Annotated in this window: 17 protein-coding genes and 3 pseudogenes; 11 read left to right on the forward strand and 9 right to left on the reverse strand. The window is 69.5% G+C overall.

What is annotated here, in order from left to right:
- Positions 1-99 precede the first annotated feature (99 nt).
- Positions 100-1,308, forward strand: coding sequence for a Na+/H+ antiporter NhaA (gene nhaA, locus F6X38_RS05710; RefSeq protein WP_150968636.1), 1,209 nt, complete (start codon positions 100-102; stop codon positions 1,306-1,308).
- 67 nt (positions 1,309-1,375) lie between these two features.
- Here the strand turns inward: nhaA and F6X38_RS05715 are convergent, their stop codons facing one another.
- From F6X38_RS05715 to F6X38_RS05730, 4 genes and pseudogenes are all read right to left on the reverse strand, one after another.
- Entirely contained in the window at positions 1,376-2,332 is a 957-nt protein-coding gene (locus tag F6X38_RS05715) for a D-ribose ABC transporter substrate-binding protein (protein WP_150968637.1), read from the reverse strand.
- Positions 2,333-2,435: 103 nt separating this feature from the next.
- Positions 2,436-3,506 (reverse strand): ABC transporter permease, encoded by a 1,071-nt coding sequence (locus tag F6X38_RS05720; protein ID WP_150968638.1) that lies wholly within the window; start codon positions 3,504-3,506, stop codon positions 2,436-2,438.
- Positions 3,507-3,589: 83 nt separating this feature from the next.
- A pseudogene (locus tag F6X38_RS05725) lies at positions 3,590-5,140 on the reverse strand (sugar ABC transporter ATP-binding protein); the annotation flags it as partial.
- Positions 5,137-5,808, reverse strand: coding sequence for a DUF2291 domain-containing protein (locus F6X38_RS05730; RefSeq protein ID WP_150968640.1), 672 nt, complete (start codon positions 5,806-5,808; stop codon positions 5,137-5,139). The gene F6X38_RS05730 and the pseudogene F6X38_RS05725, both read right to left, overlap by 4 nt.
- A 389-nt stretch (positions 5,809-6,197) precedes the next feature.
- Between F6X38_RS05730 and F6X38_RS05735 the strand changes: the two genes are divergently transcribed.
- The 8 genes and pseudogenes from F6X38_RS05735 to F6X38_RS23660 all read left to right on the forward strand — a co-directional run bounded on the left by F6X38_RS05735 (position 6,198) and on the right by F6X38_RS23660 (position 12,798).
- The gene (locus F6X38_RS05735) at positions 6,198-7,811 is read left to right on the forward strand and encodes an FGGY-family carbohydrate kinase (RefSeq protein ID WP_150968641.1); all 1,614 of its coding nucleotides are present in this window, start codon (positions 6,198-6,200) and stop codon (positions 7,809-7,811) included.
- Complete coding sequence (locus F6X38_RS05740; protein WP_150968642.1) at positions 7,808-9,322, forward strand: glycerol-3-phosphate dehydrogenase; 1,515 nt, start codon at positions 7,808-7,810, stop codon at positions 9,320-9,322. Before F6X38_RS05735 ends, F6X38_RS05740 begins: the two co-directional genes overlap by 4 nt.
- Before the next feature lie 13 nt (positions 9,323-9,335).
- On the forward strand, positions 9,336-10,265 hold the full coding sequence (locus F6X38_RS05745; protein WP_150968643.1) for a sugar phosphate isomerase/epimerase family protein: 930 nt from the start codon (positions 9,336-9,338) through the stop codon (positions 10,263-10,265).
- A gap of 32 nt (positions 10,266-10,297) precedes the next feature.
- A complete protein-coding gene (locus F6X38_RS05750; RefSeq protein ID WP_150968644.1) occupies positions 10,298-11,263 on the forward strand; it encodes a sugar-binding transcriptional regulator in 966 nt (321 codons plus the stop codon).
- A 19-nt stretch (positions 11,264-11,282) separates the two neighbouring features.
- Positions 11,283-11,738 (forward strand): D-erythrulose-4-phosphate isomerase, encoded by a 456-nt coding sequence (derI, locus tag F6X38_RS05755; protein WP_150968645.1) that lies wholly within the window; start codon positions 11,283-11,285, stop codon positions 11,736-11,738.
- 115 nt (positions 11,739-11,853) lie between these two features.
- A pseudogene (locus F6X38_RS05760) lies at positions 11,854-12,264 on the forward strand (dihydroxyacetone kinase subunit DhaK); the annotation flags it as partial.
- 25 nt (positions 12,265-12,289) lie between these two features.
- Positions 12,290-12,355: pseudogene (locus tag F6X38_RS24270) on the forward strand (hypothetical protein); the annotation flags it as partial.
- Positions 12,356-12,423: 68 nt separating this feature from the next.
- Positions 12,424-12,798 carry a DAK2 domain-containing protein gene (locus tag F6X38_RS23660; protein ID WP_150968647.1) on the forward strand — a complete coding sequence of 125 codons (375 nt, stop codon included), beginning with the start codon at positions 12,424-12,426 and terminating at the stop codon, positions 12,796-12,798.
- Here the strand turns inward: F6X38_RS23660 and F6X38_RS05770 are convergent.
- From F6X38_RS05770 to F6X38_RS05790, 5 genes are all read right to left on the reverse strand, one after another.
- The gene (locus tag F6X38_RS05770) at positions 12,782-13,555 is read right to left on the reverse strand and encodes a hypothetical protein (protein WP_150968648.1); all 774 of its coding nucleotides are present in this window, start codon (positions 13,553-13,555) and stop codon (positions 12,782-12,784) included. The genes F6X38_RS23660 and F6X38_RS05770 overlap by 17 nt on opposite strands.
- 97 nt (positions 13,556-13,652) lie before the next feature.
- A complete protein-coding gene (locus tag F6X38_RS05775; protein WP_150968649.1) occupies positions 13,653-14,555 on the reverse strand; it encodes a carbohydrate ABC transporter permease in 903 nt (300 codons plus the stop codon).
- 10 nt (positions 14,556-14,565) lie between these two features.
- Positions 14,566-15,513: a carbohydrate ABC transporter permease gene (locus tag F6X38_RS05780; protein ID WP_150968650.1), complete on the reverse strand. Its 948-nt coding sequence runs from the start codon at positions 15,511-15,513 to the stop codon at positions 14,566-14,568.
- Between the two features lie 121 nt (positions 15,514-15,634).
- Positions 15,635-16,948 carry an ABC transporter substrate-binding protein gene (locus F6X38_RS05785; RefSeq protein ID WP_150968651.1) on the reverse strand — a complete coding sequence of 438 codons (1,314 nt, stop codon included), beginning with the start codon at positions 16,946-16,948 and terminating at the stop codon, positions 15,635-15,637.
- Between the two features lie 68 nt (positions 16,949-17,016).
- Positions 17,017-18,075, reverse strand: coding sequence for an ABC transporter ATP-binding protein (locus F6X38_RS05790; protein ID WP_150968652.1), 1,059 nt, complete (start codon positions 18,073-18,075; stop codon positions 17,017-17,019).
- A gap of 184 nt (positions 18,076-18,259) precedes the next feature.
- Between F6X38_RS05790 and F6X38_RS05795 the strand changes: the two genes are divergently transcribed.
- Entirely contained in the window at positions 18,260-19,129 is an 870-nt protein-coding gene (locus F6X38_RS05795; RefSeq protein ID WP_150968653.1) for a FadR/GntR family transcriptional regulator, read from the forward strand.
- Positions 19,041-20,018 (forward strand): sialic acid TRAP transporter substrate-binding protein SiaP, encoded by a 978-nt coding sequence (locus tag F6X38_RS05800; RefSeq protein WP_150968654.1) that lies wholly within the window; start codon positions 19,041-19,043, stop codon positions 20,016-20,018. The genes F6X38_RS05795 and F6X38_RS05800 overlap by 89 nt, the downstream gene beginning before the upstream one ends.
- Positions 20,019-20,056 lie beyond the last annotated feature (38 nt).

Consider the following 20,056-nt stretch of genomic DNA (forward strand, 5'->3'; position numbering starts at 1 on the left):
GATCGCTTATTCCTGCCGGCAACGGCGTGTGCTGCGTGCGCCTTGGGCTTTCCCTGAACCGACGGAGAACCGAGCAACCTCGTCGGCGAAGGCAGTCTGATGTCGGAACGCAGCCCGCTCCAGCTTCCGTTCAAATGGCCGCCCGGTTTCCTGCGCCGGTTCGTCGCCAGCGAGGCGTCCGGCGGCCTGGTGCTGATGGCTGCCGCGGCGGTGGCGCTCCTCGTCGCCAACTCGCCGCTGGCCGAAACCTACTTCGCGGCGTTGCACGCCCATGTCGGTGGCCTCAGCGTCCTGCATTGGATCAACGACGCCCTGATGGCGGTGTTCTTCCTTCTGGTCGGCCTCGAGATCAAGCGCGAGGCGCTGGAGGGACAGCTCTCGACCTGGCCCGCCCGCGTCCTGCCCGGCCTCGCCGCCCTCGGCGGCATGGCCGCTCCGGCCTTCGTCTACGTCGCGCTGAACGCCGGCTCGCCCGAGACGCTGCGCGGCTGGGCCATCCCGTCCGCCACCGACATCGCCTTCGCGCTCGGCGTCCTGTCGCTGCTCGGTCCCCGGGTGCCCCCGTCCCTGAAGGTGTTCCTGGCGGCGCTGGCGATCATCGACGATCTCGGTGCCGTCCTGATCATCGCGATCTTCTACACGAACGACCTGAACGCGTACGCACTTCTCGGCGCGGCGGCCGTCACGGCGGCGCTGGTCGCCATGAACCGCCTGAAGGTCATGCGCCTCGCCCCCTACCTGGCGCTCGGTGCCGTCCTCTGGGGCCTCGTCTTCCTGTCCGGCATCCACGCGACGCTGGCGGGCGTGGTGCTGGCGATGACCATTCCGCTGCGCATCCGCGACCCCGGCCTGTCGCCGCTGTTCAAGCTGGAACACGCCATCCAGCCATGGGTCGCCTACGCGATCGTGCCGATCTTCGGCTTCGCCAACGCCGGCGTATCCTTCGCCGGCTTCTCCGTGGCCGCGCTCCTCGATCCGGTGCCGCTCGGCATCGCGGCCGGCCTGTTCATCGGCAAGCAGGTGGGCGTCTTCGGCACCGCCTGGCTCGCGACGAAGGCGGGGTGGACGGCGATGCCGGACGGGGCGACGTGGCGGCAGCTCTATGGCGTGGCGCTGCTCTGCGGCATCGGCTTCACGATGAGCCTGTTCATCGGCCTCCTGGCGTTCCCCACTTCGCCGCATCTGCAGGACGAGGTGAAGCTCGGCGTCCTCATGGGGTCGGTGCTGTCCGGCATCGTTGGCGCCGCCGTCATGGCGACGGTGCCGTCACGGACCGCGGCGAGAACGAGGCGGGCGGCGGCGGAATGAGGGGATGATGGGCGTCGGGCGCAGGCCCGGGGAGCCATGAAGGCGCTCCCCGGGCCTTTCGTCGGCTTTACTGCGACAACGTGAAGGGCGCCGTGTACTTGTCGGCGTTGTCCTTGGTGATCAGGACGCAGTCGAAGAGCTGCTTCTCGGTGTCGACCCCGGTGGAGCCGCCCTTGATCACCTTGTCGGCCTGGCGCACGGCCTCGGCCGAGAAGGTCGCCACCGGCTGGAGCACGGTGTACTGCATCTCGCCCGCCTTCACGGCGGCGACCGCATCCGGCGAGCCGTCGAAGCCGCCGACCTTCACCTGCGCGAGCTTGCCGGCTTCCTTGAGGGCCGCGATCGCGCCGAGCGCCATCTCGTCGTTGCCCGAGATCACGCCGTTGATGTCGGGGTTCGCCTGCAGCAGCGACTGCATCTTCTGGTAGCCCTGCGTCCTGTCCCAGTTGGCGACTTCCCGGCCGGCCTTCTGGAGATCCGGATACTGGGTCAGCACCGTCTCGTAGCCGTTTGAGCGGGTCGCGGCGTTGTTGTCGGCCGGGTTGCCGAAGAGCTCGACATACTTGCCCTTGTCGCCGATGGCTTCCTGCCAGGCCTGCGCGCCGATCGCCGCGCCTTGCGCGTTGTTCGACACGAGCTGCGCCTTGGCGAGGCCTTCCTGGTTGATCTCGGCGTTGACGAGGATCACCGGGATGCCGGCGTCCACCGCCTTCTTCACAGCGCCGACCGAGCCGTCGGCATTGGCCGGGTCGAGGATGATCGCGGCGGACTTGTTGGTGATCGCCGTGTCGATCAGGGTCGATTCGGTGTTGGTGTCGCCCTTGTGCGCGCTGACGGCGGCCTTGTAGCCCATGTCCTCGGCGGTCTTCTTCGCGACGTTGCCCTCGGTCAGCCAGTAGGGGTTGGCCGGATCGGTGACGATGATGCTGATCAGGCCGCCGCTGCCTTGCGCGAAGGCGCCGCCGGCGAGGAGCGGCAGGCTCGCCGCCGCCATCAGGATGGCGCGTCTCGTGGTGGTGAACATGTTTGCTCTCTCCCAAGTGGTGGTGATGGTGGTCGCCGACCCGCGTCGGCATTCCTTTCCGAAGCTCGGCTCGGAAAAGCTCTGGAGGCGGACCCGCGCGGCGCTATCCCCGCGTGCCGCGCGATCCGTATTGGAGGGTGTTCATCAGGACGGCGAGCACGATCACCGCGCCGGTGAAGACGGTCTGCCAGTAGGACGACACGCCGATGATCACGAGCCCGTCCGACAGGAAGCCGATCACGAAGGCGCCGAGCATGGTGCCGCGCACCGTGCCGCGCCCGCCGGTCAGCGCCGCGCCGCCGATCACCACGGCGGCGATCGCGGTCAGCTCGTAGGTGGTGCCGGCGGTCGGGCCGGCGGAGGTGAGCTGCGAGGAGAGGACGAGCCCGGCGATCGCCGCGAGCACCCCGGACATCACGTAGACCGCGACCTTGACGCCCTTCACCGGCACGCCCGACAGTTCCGCCGCGCGCTCGTTGCCCCCCGAGGCGTAGAGCCAGCGGCCGAAGGCGGTGCGCGTCAGCGTCAGGTGGCAGACCACGGCGACGACGAGCAGCACCCAGACGCCGATCGGCACGCCGCCGAGGCGGTAGAAGCCGAGCCAGTCGAAGCCGGTATTGCCGAGTTCCGGCCGGCCGCCGAGATTGTTGTAGGTGAGGCCGTTGGTCATCAGGAGCGCGACGCCGCGCGCGACGTAGAGCGTGCCGAGCGTCGCGACGAAGGCCGGGACCTTCAGCCAGCCGATCAGGAAGCCGTTCACCGCGCCGACGAAGGCGCCGAGCGCGCAGGTCAGCACCACCACGGCCCAGACCGGCGGGTAGAGGATGACGCCGAAGGCCTCCAGCGTCACGCCCTGCATCAGGGCGCCCGCGACGACGCCCGACAACGCCAGCACCGAGCCGACCGACAGGTCGATGCCGCCGTTCAGGATGACGAGCAGCATGCCGATCGAGAGCAGCCCGTAGATGGCCACGTGGTTGGCCATGGTCAGGAAGTTCGAGACCGTGAAGTAGTTCGGCGACAGGATCGAGAACACCGCCACGATGACGATCAGGGCGAAGAAGGCGCGCCCCTCGATCAGGAACTTCGCGAGGTCGAAGCCGCGCGCGGGGCGCGCTCCGGCGGCGGTAGCGGCCGCGGCGGGCCGCCGCCCGGCTTGCGTCGTGTCGCTCATGCCTTTGGCTCCGGACGGGGTTGATGGGTCGGCGGGGTGGAACGCGGGGCGGGATGCGCCCCGCCGTCGTCGGCGGCGGGCAGATGGCCGGGCTCGGCCTCGCCCGACGCCGCCATGATCTGTTCCTTCGTCGCATCCGGGCCGAATTCGGCGGCGATCCGGCCCTTGGCGAGGACGACGATGCGGTGGGCGACGCTCAGGCACTCGCCGACCTCGGACGTGGAATAGACCACGGCGAGGCCGCGCCGCGCGCCCTCGGCGAGGAGCTTGAACACTTCCGACTTCGCGCCGACGTCGATGCCGCGGCTCGGCTCGTCGAGCAGCACCACGGTCGGCTCCGTCGCCAGCATCTTGCCGATCACGACCTTCTGCTGGTTGCCGCCGGACAGGGAGCCGATCATCGCGTGGCCGCCGGCCGTCTTGATGTGGACGTCGCGGATCGAGCGCTCGACCAGCGCGCCCTCGCTCCGCCGGGAGGTGAAGACGCGCTTGATGAAGGATCGGATCGAGGCGAGCGACAGGTTCTCGCCGACCGTCATGGTCTGGACGAGGCCGTCGCGCTGCCGGTCCTCCGGCACGAGCACGAGACCGGCGGCGATCCGATCGGCGATGGTGAGCTTCGAGACGTCCTCGCCGTGGAGGAGCACGCGCCCGCCCGACGGCCGGAGGCGTCCGGCGACGCATTCCATCATCTCGGTGCGCCCGGCCCCCATCAGGCCGTAGATGCAGACGATCTCGCCGGCGCTGACGTCGAGCGACAGGCGGTCGACCACGGAATAGGCGCCGCTGACCGAGGGCACGCTGAGGTTCTCGATCCGGAGTGCCACCCCGCCACGCTCGTAGCCGGTGGGCGGCGATCCGAGGTCGAAGTTCTCGCCCACCATGTTGCGGACGATCCAGTTGAGGTCGATCTCAGCGCGCGGCGCGTAGGCGGTCATCGTGCCGTCGCGCAGCACCACCGCCTGATCGGTGATCTCCAGCGCCTCTTCAAGATGGTGCGAGATGTAGACGATCGAGACGCCTTTGGCGGTGAGGTCCCGCACCACCTTGAACAGCACCTCGACCTCGGAGGCCGACAGCGCCGAGGTCGGCTCGTCCATGATCAGGATGCGGCTGTCGACCGAAAGCGCCCGGGCGATCTCGACGATCTGCTGCTGGCCGAGCCGCAGCTCCTCGACCCGGGTCAGCGGGTCGATCGGCTCTTCCAGCTCCTCCATCAGGAGGCGCACCTGCCGCTCCTCCTCCGCGTAGTCGACGCCGGTCGGGCCGGCGATCTCGCGGCCCATGAAGATGTTGTCGCGCACGCTGAGGTTCGGCGCGAGGCTGAGCTCCTGGTGGATGATCGAGATGCCGCGCTCGCGCGCCTCGGAGGCGGAGGCGAAGACCGCCGGCTCGCCGTCGAGGATGATCTCGCCCGCGGTCGGCCGCACCACGCCCGACAGGATTTTCATCAGCGTCGACTTGCCCGCGCCGTTCTCGCCGAAGAGCGTCGTCACCTGGCCGCGATGGATGTCGAAGTTGACGCCCTTCAGGGCGTGGATGTTGCCGTAGGACTTCGCGACGTTGCGGGCGGCGAGCACCACTTCCCGCGTGTCGGGGCGGCCTTCCGGCTCGGCGGCGAGGGGCTCGCTCATTTGACCGTCAACCGCACGGGGGTGATCAGCCAGTTCTTCGGGTTGATCAGCCGGAAGGCGCCGGCGACCTCGACCGTCTTGCCCTTGAGGTTCGCGACGTCCACGCCGTCGAGCACCTTGGCCTTCATGGCGCGGTTGATGCCGGCGCCGGCGTTCTGGTACTCGATCTGGTTCTTGAACTTGCCGAAGGCGATGTCGCCGGTCGCGTCGCGAAGGTCCGTGCCGTTGATCGCCGGGCCGGTCTGGACGCGCACGCGCACATCCGGCGGCACGCCCTCGACGCTGAGATCGTAGATGCCCGACTTGCCCTCGCCGACCGTTCCGGTGAGCTTCACCGGCAGGATAGCGCCGGTGGAGGACGCGGTGCCGTACTGCTTGGTCGCCGCGGCCTTGTCGGCGATGACCGCGGCCGCCAGCGTCGCCGCGTCCGGGGCCCGCTTCTCGATGTCGGCCTGGATGCGCGGGAACTCGGTCTCGCCGTAGCGGTCGGGCGAGAAGGCCTGGGATCGAACGTCGCCTTCCGAGCCGACCCGGACCACGGTCGTGTCGACGGCCATCGCCGCGACCACGAGGACGGCGAGGCCGAGCACGACGAACAGCCGGCGGCGGGGCGAGCCGCGCCGCTTCGGGACGACGGCCTTCGGAGCCGGAGCGGCGGCGGCGCTCATCGCGCAGCTCCGGACGCGCAGGTCCGGCCGGCCGGTGATACCGCAGCGATGCTCGACGTCCGTGACATGACGATCCTCCCATTGCGCGGCCGGACGGATCGAAATCCCGCCCGCCGTCGTTCGAGGCTTGCTGAAGGAGCGCGGCCGCCGCAGCACCCGACACGTCCTTCCGGCTTCGCTCCGAGCGCGGGTCGGCTCCTCCCAAACCGCGACTGTCCGAGAGCTAACTGAAAATAATTTCGTTGTCAGCAAAAATTTTCATTCCAACGCCGGTTGCGCTGCTGTAGAATCGGATCAGCCTGGGAGGGCGTTGTCGCGCGTCGGATCGGAGGCCCGGAACCGGGCCGTTCCGTCCGCGCACCGGTCGAACCGGTCTGGCTTGGAGGACGATGGTGGCCGAACGCGCGAGGGCTCGCGATATCCTGATCGGCATCGACGCGGGGACTTCCGTGATCAAGGCGGTCGCCTTCGATCTCGGCGGCCGGCAGATCGGCGCGGCCGCCGTGCCGAACCGCTACGAGGCGGGCGAGGACGGCTCGGCGACGCAATCGCTGCAACAGACCTGGGCGGACTGCGCCGGCGCGCTGCGGGGCCTCGCCGACAGGGTGGACGGGCTCGCGCACCGCACGAGCGCGGTGGCGGTGACGGCGCAGGGCGACGGCACTTGGCTGGTCGGCCGCGGCGACGCGCCGGTGGCCGACGCCTGGCTCTGGCTCGACGCGCGCGCCGCCCCGACCGTCGCCGAACTGGATGCGAGGCCGGAGGCCCGTGCCCGGTTCGAGGCCACCGGCACCGGACTCAACACTTGCCAGCAGGGCAGCCAGCTCGCCCACATGGATCGCACCCGGCCCGAACTCCTGGACCGCGCCGAAGTGGCGCTCCATTGCAAGGACTGGCTCTACCTGATGCTGACGGGCGTGCGCGCCACCGACCCGTCGGAGGCGAGCTTCACCTTCGGCAACTTCCGCGACCGGCGCTACGACGAGACGGTGATCGAGGCGCTGGGCCTCGCCCACCGCCGCCGGCTCCTGCCGGAGATCGTCGAGGGGACCGAGACCACCCATCCCTTGTCGCGCGAGGCGGCGGCGCAGACCGGGCTGCTCGCCGGCACGCCGGTGGCGCTCGGCTATGTCGACATGGCGATGACCGCCTTCGGCGCCGGCGTCTACGGCGGCGGCACCGACGTCGCCTGTTCCACCGTCGGCTCCACCGGCGTCCACATGCGCGCCGTCCCGGTGGAGGCCGTGCACCTGAACCAGGAAGGCACCGGCTACGTCATCCCGATCCCGGTGCCGGGCATCGTCACGCAGGTGCAGACCAACATGGCGGCGACGCTGAACCTCGACTGGGTGTTGGGCCTCGCCGCCGAGATCCTGCGCGACACCGGCCATGCCGTGCCCTTGAGCGCGCTCATCGGCCGGATCGAGGACTGGCTCCATGCGAGCCGGCCGGGCCAGATCCTCTACCATCCCTATATTTCCGAGGCCGGCGAGCGCGGCCCCTTCGTCGACGCGAAGGCGCGCGCCGGCTTCACCGGCCTGTCGCTCGGCCACCGCTACCCGGACCTCGTGCGGGCGGTGGTGGAGGGGCTCGGCCTCGCGATGCGCGACTGCTACGCGGCGATGGGGACGCTTCCGACCGAACTCCGCCTCACCGGCGGCGCGGCCCGCTCGCGCGGGCTTCGTGGCGTCCTCGCCGCCGCCGTCGGCGCGCCGGCGCGGGTCTCGGCGCGCGAGGAAGCGGGCGCGGCCGGAGCCGCGATGATGGCCGCCGTCGCGGTCGGCGCCTATCCCGACATGGACGCTTGCGTCGCCGAATGGGTGACGCCGCTGCTCGGCCCTTCCGAGCCGCCCGACCCGGCCCTTGCCGAGATCTATGGCTGCCTCTACCCCGCCTTCGCCGCCGCCCGCGAGGCGATGCGGCCGGTCTGGCAGGGCCTCGACGCAGCGCGACGGGTGGCCACTCCCGGCGACGCCGCATCCTCCCGAAGGAGCACTCCATGACCGAGACCGGGACCGTCGACCTTTTCGTGATCGGCGGCGGCATCAACGGCGCCGGCATCGCCCGCGACGCGGCCGGACGGGGCCTCTCCGTCGTGCTCTGCGAGAAGGACGACCTTGCGGAAGGCACCTCGTCCCGCTCCGGCAAGCTGGTGCACGGCGGCCTGCGCTACCTCGAATACTACGAGTTCCGCCTGGTGCGCGAAGCGCTGATCGAGCGCGAAGTGCTGATGAGCGTCGCGCCGCACATCATCTGGCCGATGCGCTTCGTCCTGCCGCACAGCCCGGAGGACCGGCCGGCCTGGCTGGTGCGCACCGGCCTGTTCCTCTACGACCATCTCGGCGGGCGCAAGAAGCTGCCCGGCACGCGGACACTCGACCTTTCGCGCGATCCCGAAGGCCTGCCGCTCATGGAGCAGTATTCGCGCGGCTTCGAATATTCCGACTGCTGGGTGGACGACGCGCGCCTCGTGGTCCTGAACGCGGTCGACGCCGCCGAACGGGGCGCGCAGGTGCTGACCCGCTCGCCCGCCGTTTCCGCCCGCCGCGAGAACGGCGCCTGGACGGTTCAGACGCGCCACACGGTTTCCGGCGAGACGCGCACCTTCCGGGCGCGCTGCATCGTCAACGCCGCCGGTCCCTGGGTGTCGGACTTCATCAACCGCGTCGCCGGCTCGAACTCCGCCCGGAACGTCCGGCTGGTCAAGGGCAGCCACATCATCGTGCCGAAGTTCTGGGCCGGCTCCAACGCCTATCTCGTCCAGAACTTCGACAAGCGCGTCATCTTCATCAACCCCTACGAGGGCGACAAGGCGCTGATCGGCACGACCGACGTCGCCTACGAGGGACGGGCCGAGGAGGTCAAGGCCGACCAGAGCGAGATCGACTACCTGATCGCCGCGGTGAACCGCTACTTCAAGGAGAAGCTCCGGCCCGCCGACGTGCTCCACACATTCTCGGGCGTGCGCCCGCTCTTCGACGACGGCAAAGGCAACCCGTCGGCGGTGACGCGCGACTACGTCTTCGACCTCGACGAAACCGGCGGGGCGCCGTTGCTGAACGTCTTCGGCGGCAAGATCACCACCTTCCGCGAGCTCGCCGAGCGCGGCCTGAACCGCCTGAAGCACGTCTTCCCGCAGATGAAGGCCGACTGGACGGGGAGCGCGCCGCTGCCCGGCGGCGACATGCCGGACGCCGACTACGAGACGTTCATGAACTCGATGCGCGAGACGTATCCCTGGATGCCGCGCCGCCTCGCCCACCACTACGGCCGGCTCTACGGCACGCGGACGCGGGACGTGGTGAACGGCGCGACCGGGCTGGACGGTCTCGGCCGCCATTTCGGCGGCGAACTCTACGAGGCGGAAGCGCGCTATCTCGTCGCGAAGGAATGGGTGCAGGCGCCGAACGACGTGCTCCTCCGGCGCACCAAGCACTATCTCCACATGACGGACGGCGAGCAGGCCGAGTTCGCCCGCTGGTTCGACGCCGAGCGCGTCGCCGAGGCCGCCTGACGGGATCCGCGAGATGGCTCTGACGCTTTCGCTCAACACCAACCCGCTGGTGAACCGCTTCGCCGATCCGGACGACCTCGTCGAGACGGTGGCGCGGGACCTGCGCATCCGCGACCTGCAGCTCACCCACGAATTCGTCAATCCGGGCTGGCCGGCCCCGGTGATCCGCCGCGTGACGCGGCAGATGGCGGCGGCGCTCGCCCGCACGGGCGTCCGCGTCACCAGCGGCATGACCGGGCCATACGGCCGGCTGAACCATTTCGGCCATCCCGACCGGGACGTGCGCCGCTACTACGTCGACTGGTTCAAGACCTTCGCCGACATCACCGCCGACCTCGGCGGCACCTCCGTCGGCACGCAGTTCGCGATCTTCACCTACCGCGACTACGACGATCCCGCGCGGCGCGAGGAACTGATCCGGATCGCGATCGACTGCTGGGCCGAAGTCGCGGAGCACGCCCGCGCGGCCGGCCTGTCCTACGTCTTCTGGGAGCCGATGAGCGTCGGGCGCGAGTTCGGCGAGACCATCTCGGGCTGCATGGCGCTGCAGGACCGGCTGACGGCCGCCGACATGGCCGTGCCGATGTGGATGATGGCCGACATCGACCACGGCGACGTGGCGAGCCCGAACCCGGACGACTACGACCCCTATGCCTGGGCGCGGACCGTGCCGCGCGTCTCGCCGATCATCCACATCAAGCAGAGCCTGATGGACAAGGGCGGCCACCGTCCGTTCACCGCCGCCTTCAACGCGCGCGGGCGCATCCAGCCGGAGCCGCTGCTGGAGGCCTTCGCGCAAGGCGGCGCGGCCGACAACGAGATCTGTCTCGAACTCTCCTTCAAGGAACGCGAGCCGAACGATCGCGAGGTGATTTCGCAGATCGCCGAGAGCGTCGCCTTCTGGGCGCCCCATATCGACACCGGAGCAGAGCACCTGCATTGACGGCGCGGACCCGATCCGCTCCGAAGAGACCCATGAACCGACCGATCAGCGAACTCGACACCGAACGCTCGCTCGCGATCCGCGCCGCCTGGCTGCACTATGCCGGCGGGCTGACGCAAGCGGCCGTCGCCAAGCGTCTCGGCCTGCCGTCCGTCAAGGCTCACCGCCTGATCGCGCGCGCCGCCGCCGACGGCGTGGTGAAGGTCTCGATCGACGGCGAGATCGTCGAATGCGCCCGGCTCGAGAACCGGCTCTGCGAGCGCTTCGGGCTCGATTTCTGCGAGGTCGCGCCCGATCTCGGCGAGGAAGGGCTGCCGCTGCGCGCTCTCGGGCTGGCCGGCGCCGCCTTCTTCCGGCGCGAGATCGAGCGCGGCGGGCACGCGGTGATCGGCATCGGGCACGGGCGAACGCTCGCCGCGGCAGTGAACGGCATGGCACGCTTCGAGGCGGCGCCGGGTGTGCGCTTCGTGTCGCTGCTCGGCGGCCTCACCCGCAACTACGCCGCCAACCCGCATGACGTGATGCACCGCCTCGCCGAGAAGACCGGCGCGCCGGCCTTCGTCCTGCCGGTGCCGTTCTTCGCCAATTCCGCCGAGGACCGCGCGGTGCTGCTGGCGCAGCCGGGCGTCCGGGACGTGTTCGACATGTCGAACCACGCCGCCTTGAAGTTCTGCGGCGTCGGCACGGCGGATGCCGGCGCGCAGCTCGTCGCCACCGGCATGATCGAAGCCCGCGAGATCGCCGAGATCGAGGCGGCCGGCGGCGTCAGCGAGATGCTCGGCCATTTCTTCGACAAGCGCGGCCAGGTGCTGGAAACCGGGCTCACCGCCCGCACCCTCGCCGTCGACCTCGACGGGGCGCGCGACGGACGCATCGTCGTGATCGCCGGCGGCCCGGCGAAGGTCGCGGCGATCCGCGCCGTCCTGAGGAGCGGGCGGCTCGGCGGCCTCATCACCGACGAGCGGACGGCGGCGAGCCTCCTGGCAGCCGCGGATTGATCGGAAAAGGAGAAGAACCATGAAGCTTGCGATCGCAGGAGACAGTGCCGGCGAAGGACTGGCGAAGGCGCTGGCCGAGCACCTGAAGGACCGCTACGAGGTCGCCGAGATCTCGCGCACGGATGCGGGCGCCGACCCGTTCTACGCCAACCTCTCGGACCGGGTGGCGAACGAGGTGCTCGACGGCAAGTACGACCGGGCGATCCTCGTCTGCGGCACCGGCATCGGGGTATGCATCTCGGCCAACAAGGTGCCGGGCATCCGCGCGGCGCTGACCCACGACACCTATTCGGCCGAGCGCGCCGCGCTTTCCAACGACGCGCAGATCATCACCATGGGCGCGCGGGTGATCGGCTCGGAACTGGCGAAGTCCATCGCCGACGCCTTCCTGAAGGAGACCTTCGATCCGAAGGGCCGTTCCGCCGGCAACGTCGCGGCGATCAACGAGGTCGACGCCAAGTACAACAGCCGCTGACGGCCGGCCGGGGCCGGGCGTTGCCGCGCGCGGCCCCCGGCCCTAACCTCGCTTCCGCGAACGCCGTTCGAGCCTGACGCAGAAGCTGATCAACGCCGACGCCGCGGTCGACGAGATGCTGGCCGGCATCCTCGCCGTGCATGCCGAGCACCTCCGCCGGCCGGACCGGAGCCAACGCGCGGTGGTCGCGGTGAACGGCCCGCGCCCCGGCAAGGTAGCGCTGGTGATCGGCGGCGGCTCCGGCCACGAGCCGACCTTTCTCGGCTTCGTCGGCAAGGGGCTCGCCGACGCGGCGGCGATCGGCAACGTCTTCGCCTCGCCGCCGCCGCAGCCGGCGGTGGATGCGGCGCTCGCCGCGCACGGCGGCGCGGGCGTCCTCTTCATGTACGGCAACTATGCCGGCGACGCGATGAACTTCGACATGGCGAGCGAGATGCTGGAGATCGAGGGCGTCGAGGCGCGGACCGTCCTCACCACCGACGACATCGCCTCCGTGCGGCAGGCCGAGCACGAGAAGCAGCGCGGTCGGCGACGGCGACCACGGCATCGCCATGCAAGCCGGCACGAAGGCCGCCTCGGAAGCGGCTGACGCCGTCGACGGAGCGCTGCAGGACGTGTTCAACGCCGCCGCCAAGGGGTTTCCCGACGCGGTCGGAGCCTCGTCCGGGCCGCTCCACGCCCGGCCTTGCTGCGCGCCGGCAAGGCGGCCGGCTCGCGCGCCGAGATGCCCGCTGGGGAGTTGCGCGCCGTCGTCGTCGCGATGCGGGACGGGATCGTCCATCGCGGCAAGGCGGCGCCCGGCCAGAAGACCATGCTGGACGCCTGGGGCCCGGCCGCCGACGCAGCCGAACGCGGCGAGCGGCCGGCCGCCATCGCCGAGGCCGCACGCCGCGGCGCGGCGGCGACGCGGGACATTGTCGCGACAATCGGGCGGGCGTCGCGGCTGGGGGACCGCTCGCTCGGCCATCGAGACCCCGGCGCCGTGTCGGCTGCGCTGATCGTCGAGGCGATCTGCGACGCGATGGCCGGCGGCGACGCGGGGCTCACGCCGCCGGCCTGACCGCCTCGCGCCAGTCGTAGAACCGGGCGGCCAGCGGCCGCTGGCCCCAGTGCTGGTAGACGCCGAAGGCGGGATAGACCGAGCCGAAACCCTCGTAGCCGGTCGGGCCGTCGTAGCTCCCCTGCAGCTCGGTGTCGGCGCCGGGCTTTCCCTGCCCGAGCCGGAACTCCAGCCGCCCGTCGCCGCCGCGCCCGTCCACGAAGAGCAGCCGAACGGCGTAGAACGCGCCGCGTTCGAGCGGGCGCTTCGACAGGATGCGATGACCGCTGACGCCCTTTTCCTTCACCGGGTCCCAGACGTTGGTGTCGAGGAAGAAGAACTCGTCCACCGCCTGCGAGCGCGGCCGCGAGATCGCATCGATCCCGAAGCTCATCGGCGGCGGCCGGTAGTCCTTGCCTTTCGGCGGGCCGGCGTTCTCCTGGCTGAGGACGGTGAAGAGGTTCGGAATCTGCGGCGCGCCAGCCTCGACCACGAGCCCGAAGCGGTGCTCGATCGGCCGGCCGTAACGCCGGACGTTGCCGAGGCTTTCCAGCGAGATCATCGCCCGCTTCGGCGAGCGGCCGTTGCCGTAGCGCTGCCGCTCGTTCCTCGACTTGTCCTCCTGCTCGGTCTCGAAGCGGACGAAGGCACCGTACTTGTCCTCGCCGAACGTCACCGGGTAGGGCGTGTCCGCCGGCCGGTTCTCGGCGCAGATCACGCGCCCGCCGGCATTGCCCGCCCCCGGCCAGATCAGTCGCTGCTCGTCGCCCAGGATCATGCCGCAACTCCATCGAGCGGCGGGTGCCGCAGGACGGAGCCATAGGTAATGCCGGCCGGACGGATGTCCGCCCCCGCCCGGCGGAGGGTTGCGGAGCCTATTCCTTCACCGCGCCGGTCATCGACGAGACGTAGTAGTCGACGAAGAACGAGTAGAGGATCACCACCGGCAGCGAGCCGATCAGCGCGCCGGCCATCAGCGAGCCCCATTCGTAGACGTCGCCGCGCACGAGCTCGGTCAGGACGCCGACCGGCACCGTCTTGTTCTCCGACGACTGGATGAAGGTCAGCGCGTAGATGAACTCGTTCCAGGCGAGCGTGAAGGCGAAGATGCCGGCGGAGATCAGCCCCGGCACGGCCAGCGGCAAGACGATCTTCGTCAGGATCTGCCAGCGCGACGCGCCGTCGACGAGAGCGCTTTCCTCCAGCTCGAACGGGATCGAGCGGAAATAGCCCATCAAGAGCCAGGTGCAGAACGGGATGAGGAAGGTCGGATAGGTGAGGATCAGGGCGAGCCGCGAGTCGAAGATGCCGACCTGGAAGACGATGAAGGCGAGCGGGATGAACAGGATCGAGGGCGGGATCAGATAGGCGAGGAAGACGAGGAGCCCGGTGACACGCGCGCCGGTGAAGCGGATGCGCTCGATCGCGTAGGCCGCGAAGACGGAAGCCGCCAGCGCGATCACGGTGGAGCAGGTCGCGACCACCACCGTGTTCCACAGCCAGCCGGGATAGGAGGTCTCGAACAGAAGATATTTCACGTGGTCGAGCGTCGGCCCAATCACCCAGAAGGGCGAATAGGTCGAATAGTTGGTGAGCTGGCCGTTGGGTTTGATGGCGGTGATCGCCATCCAGTAGAACGGGAACAGGAGGACGAAGATGAAGACCGCGAGCGGCAGGTAGATCACCAGGATCCGCCGCGCCAAGGTATCGTGGTGCGACATGCCGACGACGTCGTCGGTGAGGTGGCCGCCGTTGGGCTCGGTGTGGACGATGGTCATCAGGGTCCCCTCAGTCTCCCCCGCCCTGCTGCCAGCGGCGGCGCTGCAGGCCGAAGAACGAGAACAGGATCGCGGCGAGCAGGAACGGCACCATGGCGACGGCGATCGCCGCGCCCTCGCCGAGCGCGCCGCCGGGGATGCCGCGCTGGAACGAGAGCGTCGCCATCAGGTGCGTGGCGTTCACCGGGCCGCCCTTGGTCAGAACGTAGATGAGCTGGAAGTCGGTGAAGGTGAAGAGCACCGAGAAGGTCATCACCACCGCGATGATCGGGGTGAGCAGCGGCAGCGTGATGCGCCGGAAGCGCTGCCACGAGGTCGCGCCGTCGAGCGCCGCCGCCTCGTGCAGCGAGGCGGGGATCGTCTGGAGGCCGGCAAGCAGCGAGATCGCGACGAAGGGGATGCCGCGCCAGACGTTCGCGGCGATCACCGCGATCCGGGCGTTCACGGGATCGCCGAGGAAGTTGATCGGCGCGGAGATCAGACCGAGCTTCAGGAGGACGTAGGAGATGATCGAGAACTGCGAATCGTAGATCCACCAGAAGGCCAGCGCCGAGAGCACCGTCGGCACCACCCAGGGCAGGAGGATGATGGCGCGGAAGAAGGTCTTGAACGGCAGGCGCTCGTTGAGGATCACCGCCAGCCAGAGGCCGAGCCCGAACTTCAGCACCGAGGCGACGGCCGTGTAGACGACGGTGTTGAACACGGAGATCCAGAACACCCGGTCGTGCAGGAGGTATTCGTAGTTCTCGAGGCCGATGAAGATGCCGGGCCGTCCGATCTTCGTGTCGGTGAAGCCGAGCCAGACGCCGAGCGCCAGCGGATAGGTTAGGAAGCAGAGAAGGAAGGCCGCCGCCGGCAGAAGGAACAGGAGGCCGAGCCCGTTCCGGCTCTGGGACAGGCGCGCGAGGAAGGACGGCTTCGCCGGTCGCTGCACCGTTCCGATCGTGGTCGTCGACATGGCGGCTTCCTGTTTCGAGACGTTGGCGACCCGGCGGCAGCCGGAGGTTCGGCGCGGCCGCCGGACCTCGCCCTCTCCCGGACGGGGAGAGGGTATGCCGCGCTTCCGCCAGCCGAAGCGATCAGCTCCGGTAGTACCGGCTCGCCCGGCGCTCGGCGTTCGCGATCGCGTCCTCCGGGGCGGACTGGCCGGTGCAGGCTTCCGCGAACATGTCGACCAGCACGTAGTCGGCCATGACGCCGGCCGAGGCCGCGCCGAGCGGACCGGCATAGCCGTTGGGCCGAAGCGTCTCGGAGGCCTTCGCATAGGCCGCGTGGATCGGCTTCGCCGTCCAGACCGGGTTGTTCGCGAGACCCTTCAGCGGCTGGCAGCAATAGGCGCTGGCACCCTCGATCCAGGCGTTCATGTTGTCCGTCCCGTACATGAACTTCAGGTACGCCTTCGCCGCCTCCGGATACTTCGTGTGGGCGAAGATCGAGAGGGTCGAGGTCTGGTGCAGCTCGACCGACTGGCCGACCGGACCGACCGGCAGGTTGGTCGAGCGCATATCCTCGGCGATCGGCTTCGTCGAGTCGTCCTTGAGCGCGGCGTAGTAGACCGAGACGCCGTTCGCGGTCAGCGACACCTGCCCGGCCAGGAAGGCGCGGTTGTTGTTGACGTCCTGCCAGCTTTCGGTCCCCGGAATGAAGGTCTTGTAGAGCTCCATCGCGTATTTGACGGCCGCCAGCGTTTCGGGGCTGTTGATCGTCACCTTCCCCTGCTCGTCCACCATCTTGCCGCCGTGGCTCCAGAGCAGCCAGTGGGCGTAGTTGTTGCCGTCGCCGACCGCCTTGCCGAGCGGGAAGCCGGCGGGCGTGCCCTTCGCCTGCATCGCCTTGCAGAGTTCCAGGAACCCGGCCGTGTCCTTCGGGAATTCGGAAAAGCCGGCCGCGTTCACGTGGCTGTCGCGATACACCACGGCGTTGCCGATGGCGCAGAGCGGCATGGCGATGAACTTGCCCTCGCGCTTGGCGTAGCCTTCGAGGCCCGGATACCAGCCGCCGTTCGCCCCTCCGACGAAGTTGGCGAGATCCGTCACGTCGAGGAGCTTGTCCGGGTACTGCTGCGGGTCGTCGAACCAGCTCATCACCATGTCGGGGCCGGAGCCGACATTGGCCGCGACGGCGGCCTTCGGGCGCACGTCCTCCCAGCTTTCCTTGTCGATCCGCACCTCGACGCCGGTCGCTTCGGTGAACTTCTTCGTGTTGGCGAGCCAGGCCGCCTCTTCCGCCGGCACGAAGGGCGCCCAGCGCAGGAGCCGGAGGCTCGCGCCGGATTCCGGCGTGAAACTCGGCTCGGCCCCTTGCGCGAGCGCGCGCCCGAGGCCGCCCGGCAGGGCGAGGCCCGCCGCGAGGCCGGCCGTGCCGGCGAGTAGCCGTCTGCGGTCGATGATCATGGGTTCTTCTCCTCCCGTTTCCATGCCGTGGCCCCGCCCCTCTCCCGGCGACGGGACCCGTGATTTGCCTAAAGCCGCCGGCCCGTCCCTGCGTCGAACAGGTGCACCGAGCCGGGGTCGATCGAAACAGGCAAGGTCTCGCCCGGCCGGGCGGCGATGCGCTCGCGGAACACGCAGTTGACGCTCGTCTGGCCGAGCCGGCCGAGCACGTGGCTCTCGAAGCCGGTCGGCTCCACCACCACGACCTCGATCGGGATCGCGCCGCCGAGCCCGATCGCCTCCGGCCGGAGGCCGTAGACGAGATCCTGCCCCGGCTGTCCCTTGTGGCCGGACGGCAGTGGCAGCGCCAGCCCGTCGCCGGTGCGGAAGCGCGAGGCGTCGTCCGGATCGACGCGGCCGCTCAGCATGGTCATCGCCGGCGAGCCGATGAAGCCGGCGACGAAGAGGTTGGCCGGCCGGTCGTAGAGCTCCAGCGGCGCGCCGACCTGCTCGATCCGCCCGTCCTGCATGACGACGATCTTGTCGGCCATGGTCATGGCCTCGATCTGGTCGTGCGTGACGTAGACCGTGGTCGTGGTCAGGCGCTGGTGGAGGTTCTTGATCTCGGTGCGCATCGAGACGCGCAGCTTGGCGTCGAGGTTGGATAGCGGCTCGTCGAACAGGAACACGGCCGGGTCGCGCACGATCGCGCGGCCCATCGCAACGCGCTGGCGCTGCCCGCCGCTCAACTGGCGCGGATAGCGGTCGAGGAGATGCGACAGGCCGAGGATCTCCGCCGCCGGCTTCACGCGGCCGTCGATCTCCGGCTTCCCCGCGCCCTTGAGGCTCAAGGAAAAGGCCATGTTGTCGGCCACCGTCATGTGCGGATAGAGCGCGTAGTTCTGGAACACCATCGCGATGTCCCGGTCCTTCGGCGGCAGGTCGTTGACGACGCGCTCGCCGATGCGGATCTCGCCGGCGGAGACGTGTTCGAGGCCCGCCAGCATCCGGAGCAGCGTCGACTTCCCGCAGCCCGACGGCCCGACGAGGATCACGAACTCTCCGTCCTCGATCCGGACGCTGACGCCCTTGATCACCGGATGCGAGCCGAAGCTCTTCCTGACGTCGACGATATCGACCGATGCCATGCCGGACCGTTTCCTCCACTCCGCGTCCGCCGGCCGTCCTCCACGGCCTTTCCAGCGAATCGCCCATGTTCTCCCGACCGCGGCCCGCTTGGCAAGCGCGAGGGCTGCTTCGCGATCGGGCTTGACGCGAGCATGCCACCGGTTGCACATTTGGGCAATTGGTCTGGCCGATTGACCACTTCGAATGCCGCTCACCGCGATCGAACCCCGCCGTCTCTACCGTCAGGTCGCCGATCAGTTGCGCGGCCTGATCGAGCGCGGCGAATACTCCTCCGGCGACCGGCTGCCGCCGGAGCGCGAGCTGTCGGAGCGGCTCGGCATCTCGCGGCCGACCGTGCGCGAGGCGCTGATCGCGCTGGAGGTCGAAGGGTGGGTGCGCATTCGCGTCGGCTCCGGCATCTACGTCACCGCGCGGGAGCCGGCGGCGACGGGCGTGAGGATCGAGGCCGACGGACCGTTCGAAATTCTCGGGGCGCGCGAGTTGATCGAGAGCGCCGTCGCGGCGCAAGCCGCGACGCTGGCCGGGCCGCACGAGGTCGCGACGCTGGACGAGGTCCTGGCGGAGGCCGAGCGCGGCGGGCATCCCTCGCCCGAGACGATCGCGCTCGACCGGCTGTTCCACGTCGGCGTCGCGGGGATCGTCGGCAACCCGGTCGTGACCCGGCTCGTCGGCGAGCTCTTCGACAAGCGGATGTCGCCGTATTTCGAGCGCCTGTCCGGCTATTTCGAGAACGGTGCGAGCTGGCGGCTGGCGCACGACGAGCACCGCCTCGTGCGCGACGCCATCGCGAACGGGAACGCCGCGGCGGCGAGCGCCGCGATGCGGGCGCATCTCGAGAAATCGCAGCTCCGGTTCCAGACGGGCTTCGGCGACGCGGAACCGGGAAGGACGGCGGCGGCAATGGCGGCGGCACGGGAAGCCGCCCCACCGCTTCGCCGGGGATCACGACAAGGGAGGAAACCGCATGCCAACGAAGAACCGGTTGTTCGGAGCGGCGCTCGCCGCGCTGGCGCTCTTGCCGACGGGCGCCTTCGCCCAGGCGACGACGCTTAAATGGGCGCACGTCTATGAGACGAGCGAGCCGTTCCACACGGAATCGCTCTGGGCGGCGGAGGAGATCAAGAAGCGCACCGAGGGGCGCTACGAGATCCAGGTCTTCCCGGCCTCGCAACTCGGCAAGGAAGCCGACATCAACCAGGGCCTGACGCTCGGCACCGTCGACATCATCATCTCGGGGTCGAGCTTCGCGGCGCGCGAATACCCGCCGATCGGTGTCACCTACTACCCCTACATCTTCCGCAACCCGGAGCACCTCCTCGCCTACACGAAGAGCGACGTGTTCAAGCGCCTCGCGGCCGGCTACGAGGAAGCGTCGGGCCACCACATCGCGGCGGTCACCTACTACGGCACGCGCCACACCACCGCGAACAAGGACATCCGGACCTGCGCCGATCTTCAGGGCGTGAAGATGCGCGTGCCGGACGTGCCGGCCTATCTCGCGATGCCGCGCGCCTGCGGCGCGAACACCGCGCCGATCGCCTTCGCCGAGGTCTATCTCGCGCTCCAGAACGGCACGGTCGAGGCGCAGGAGAACCCGCTGACCACGATCGAGGCGAAGAAGTTCTTCGAGGTGCAGAAGTACATCGTCCTCACCGGCCACATCACCGACCACCTCAACACCGTGATCTCGCAGACGCGCTGGGCCTCGCTGTCGGACGCCGACAAGCAGATCTTCACCGACGTCATGCAGGAGGCGGCGGCCCGCGCGACGAAGATCGTGCAGGAGCGGGAAGCCGCGCTGGTCCAGACCTTCAAGGACCGCGGCCTGACGGTGACCGAGGTCGACAAGGCCGACTTCGAAAAGACCGTGAAGGAGAAGTCGCCGCTGGAGAGCTACGGCTACGTCCAGGCGGACTACGACGCGATCCGCGCCATCCAGTAGCCGCGGCCAAGCCCGGTCCGCTCGCCCGTTCTCGCGGC

The sequence above is a fragment of the Plantimonas leprariae genome, from assembly GCF_008802405.1.
Taxonomy (GTDB): Bacteria; Pseudomonadota; Alphaproteobacteria; order Rhizobiales; family Rhizobiaceae; genus Plantimonas; species Plantimonas leprariae.

Bases quoted from the DNA above. Each gene is read 5' to 3' on its own strand.
- F6X38_RS05785 (WP_150968651.1), bottom strand. From the start codon at position 16,948: ATGATCATCGACCGCAGACGGCTACTCGCCGGCACGGCCGGCCTCGCG.
- F6X38_RS05775 (WP_150968649.1), bottom strand. From the start codon at position 14,555: ATGACCATCGTCCACACCGAGCCCAACGGCGGCCACCTCACCGACGAC.
- nhaA (WP_150968636.1), top strand. From the start codon at position 100: ATGTCGGAACGCAGCCCGCTCCAGCTTCCGTTCAAATGGCCGCCCGGT.
- F6X38_RS05770 (WP_150968648.1), bottom strand. From the start codon at position 13,555: ATGATCCTGGGCGACGAGCAGCGACTGATCTGGCCGGGGGCGGGCAAT.
- F6X38_RS05780 (WP_150968650.1), bottom strand. From the start codon at position 15,513: ATGTCGACGACCACGATCGGAACGGTGCAGCGACCGGCGAAGCCGTCC.
- F6X38_RS05795 (WP_150968653.1), top strand. From the start codon at position 18,260: ATGCCGCTCACCGCGATCGAACCCCGCCGTCTCTACCGTCAGGTCGCC.
- F6X38_RS05720 (WP_150968638.1), bottom strand. From the start codon at position 3,506: ATGAGCGACACGACGCAAGCCGGGCGGCGGCCCGCCGCGGCCGCTACC.
- F6X38_RS05745 (WP_150968643.1), top strand. From the start codon at position 9,336: ATGGCTCTGACGCTTTCGCTCAACACCAACCCGCTGGTGAACCGCTTC.
- F6X38_RS05800 (WP_150968654.1), top strand. From the start codon at position 19,041: ATGCCAACGAAGAACCGGTTGTTCGGAGCGGCGCTCGCCGCGCTGGCG.
- F6X38_RS05740 (WP_150968642.1), top strand. From the start codon at position 7,808: ATGACCGAGACCGGGACCGTCGACCTTTTCGTGATCGGCGGCGGCATC.
- F6X38_RS05750 (WP_150968644.1), top strand. From the start codon at position 10,298: ATGAACCGACCGATCAGCGAACTCGACACCGAACGCTCGCTCGCGATC.
- F6X38_RS05715 (WP_150968637.1), bottom strand. From the start codon at position 2,332: ATGTTCACCACCACGAGACGCGCCATCCTGATGGCGGCGGCGAGCCTG.
- F6X38_RS05790 (WP_150968652.1), bottom strand. From the start codon at position 18,075: ATGGCATCGGTCGATATCGTCGACGTCAGGAAGAGCTTCGGCTCGCAT.
- F6X38_RS05735 (WP_150968641.1), top strand. From the start codon at position 6,198: ATGGTGGCCGAACGCGCGAGGGCTCGCGATATCCTGATCGGCATCGAC.
- derI (WP_150968645.1), top strand. From the start codon at position 11,283: ATGAAGCTTGCGATCGCAGGAGACAGTGCCGGCGAAGGACTGGCGAAG.
- F6X38_RS05730 (WP_150968640.1), bottom strand. From the start codon at position 5,808: ATGAGCGCCGCCGCCGCTCCGGCTCCGAAGGCCGTCGTCCCGAAGCGG.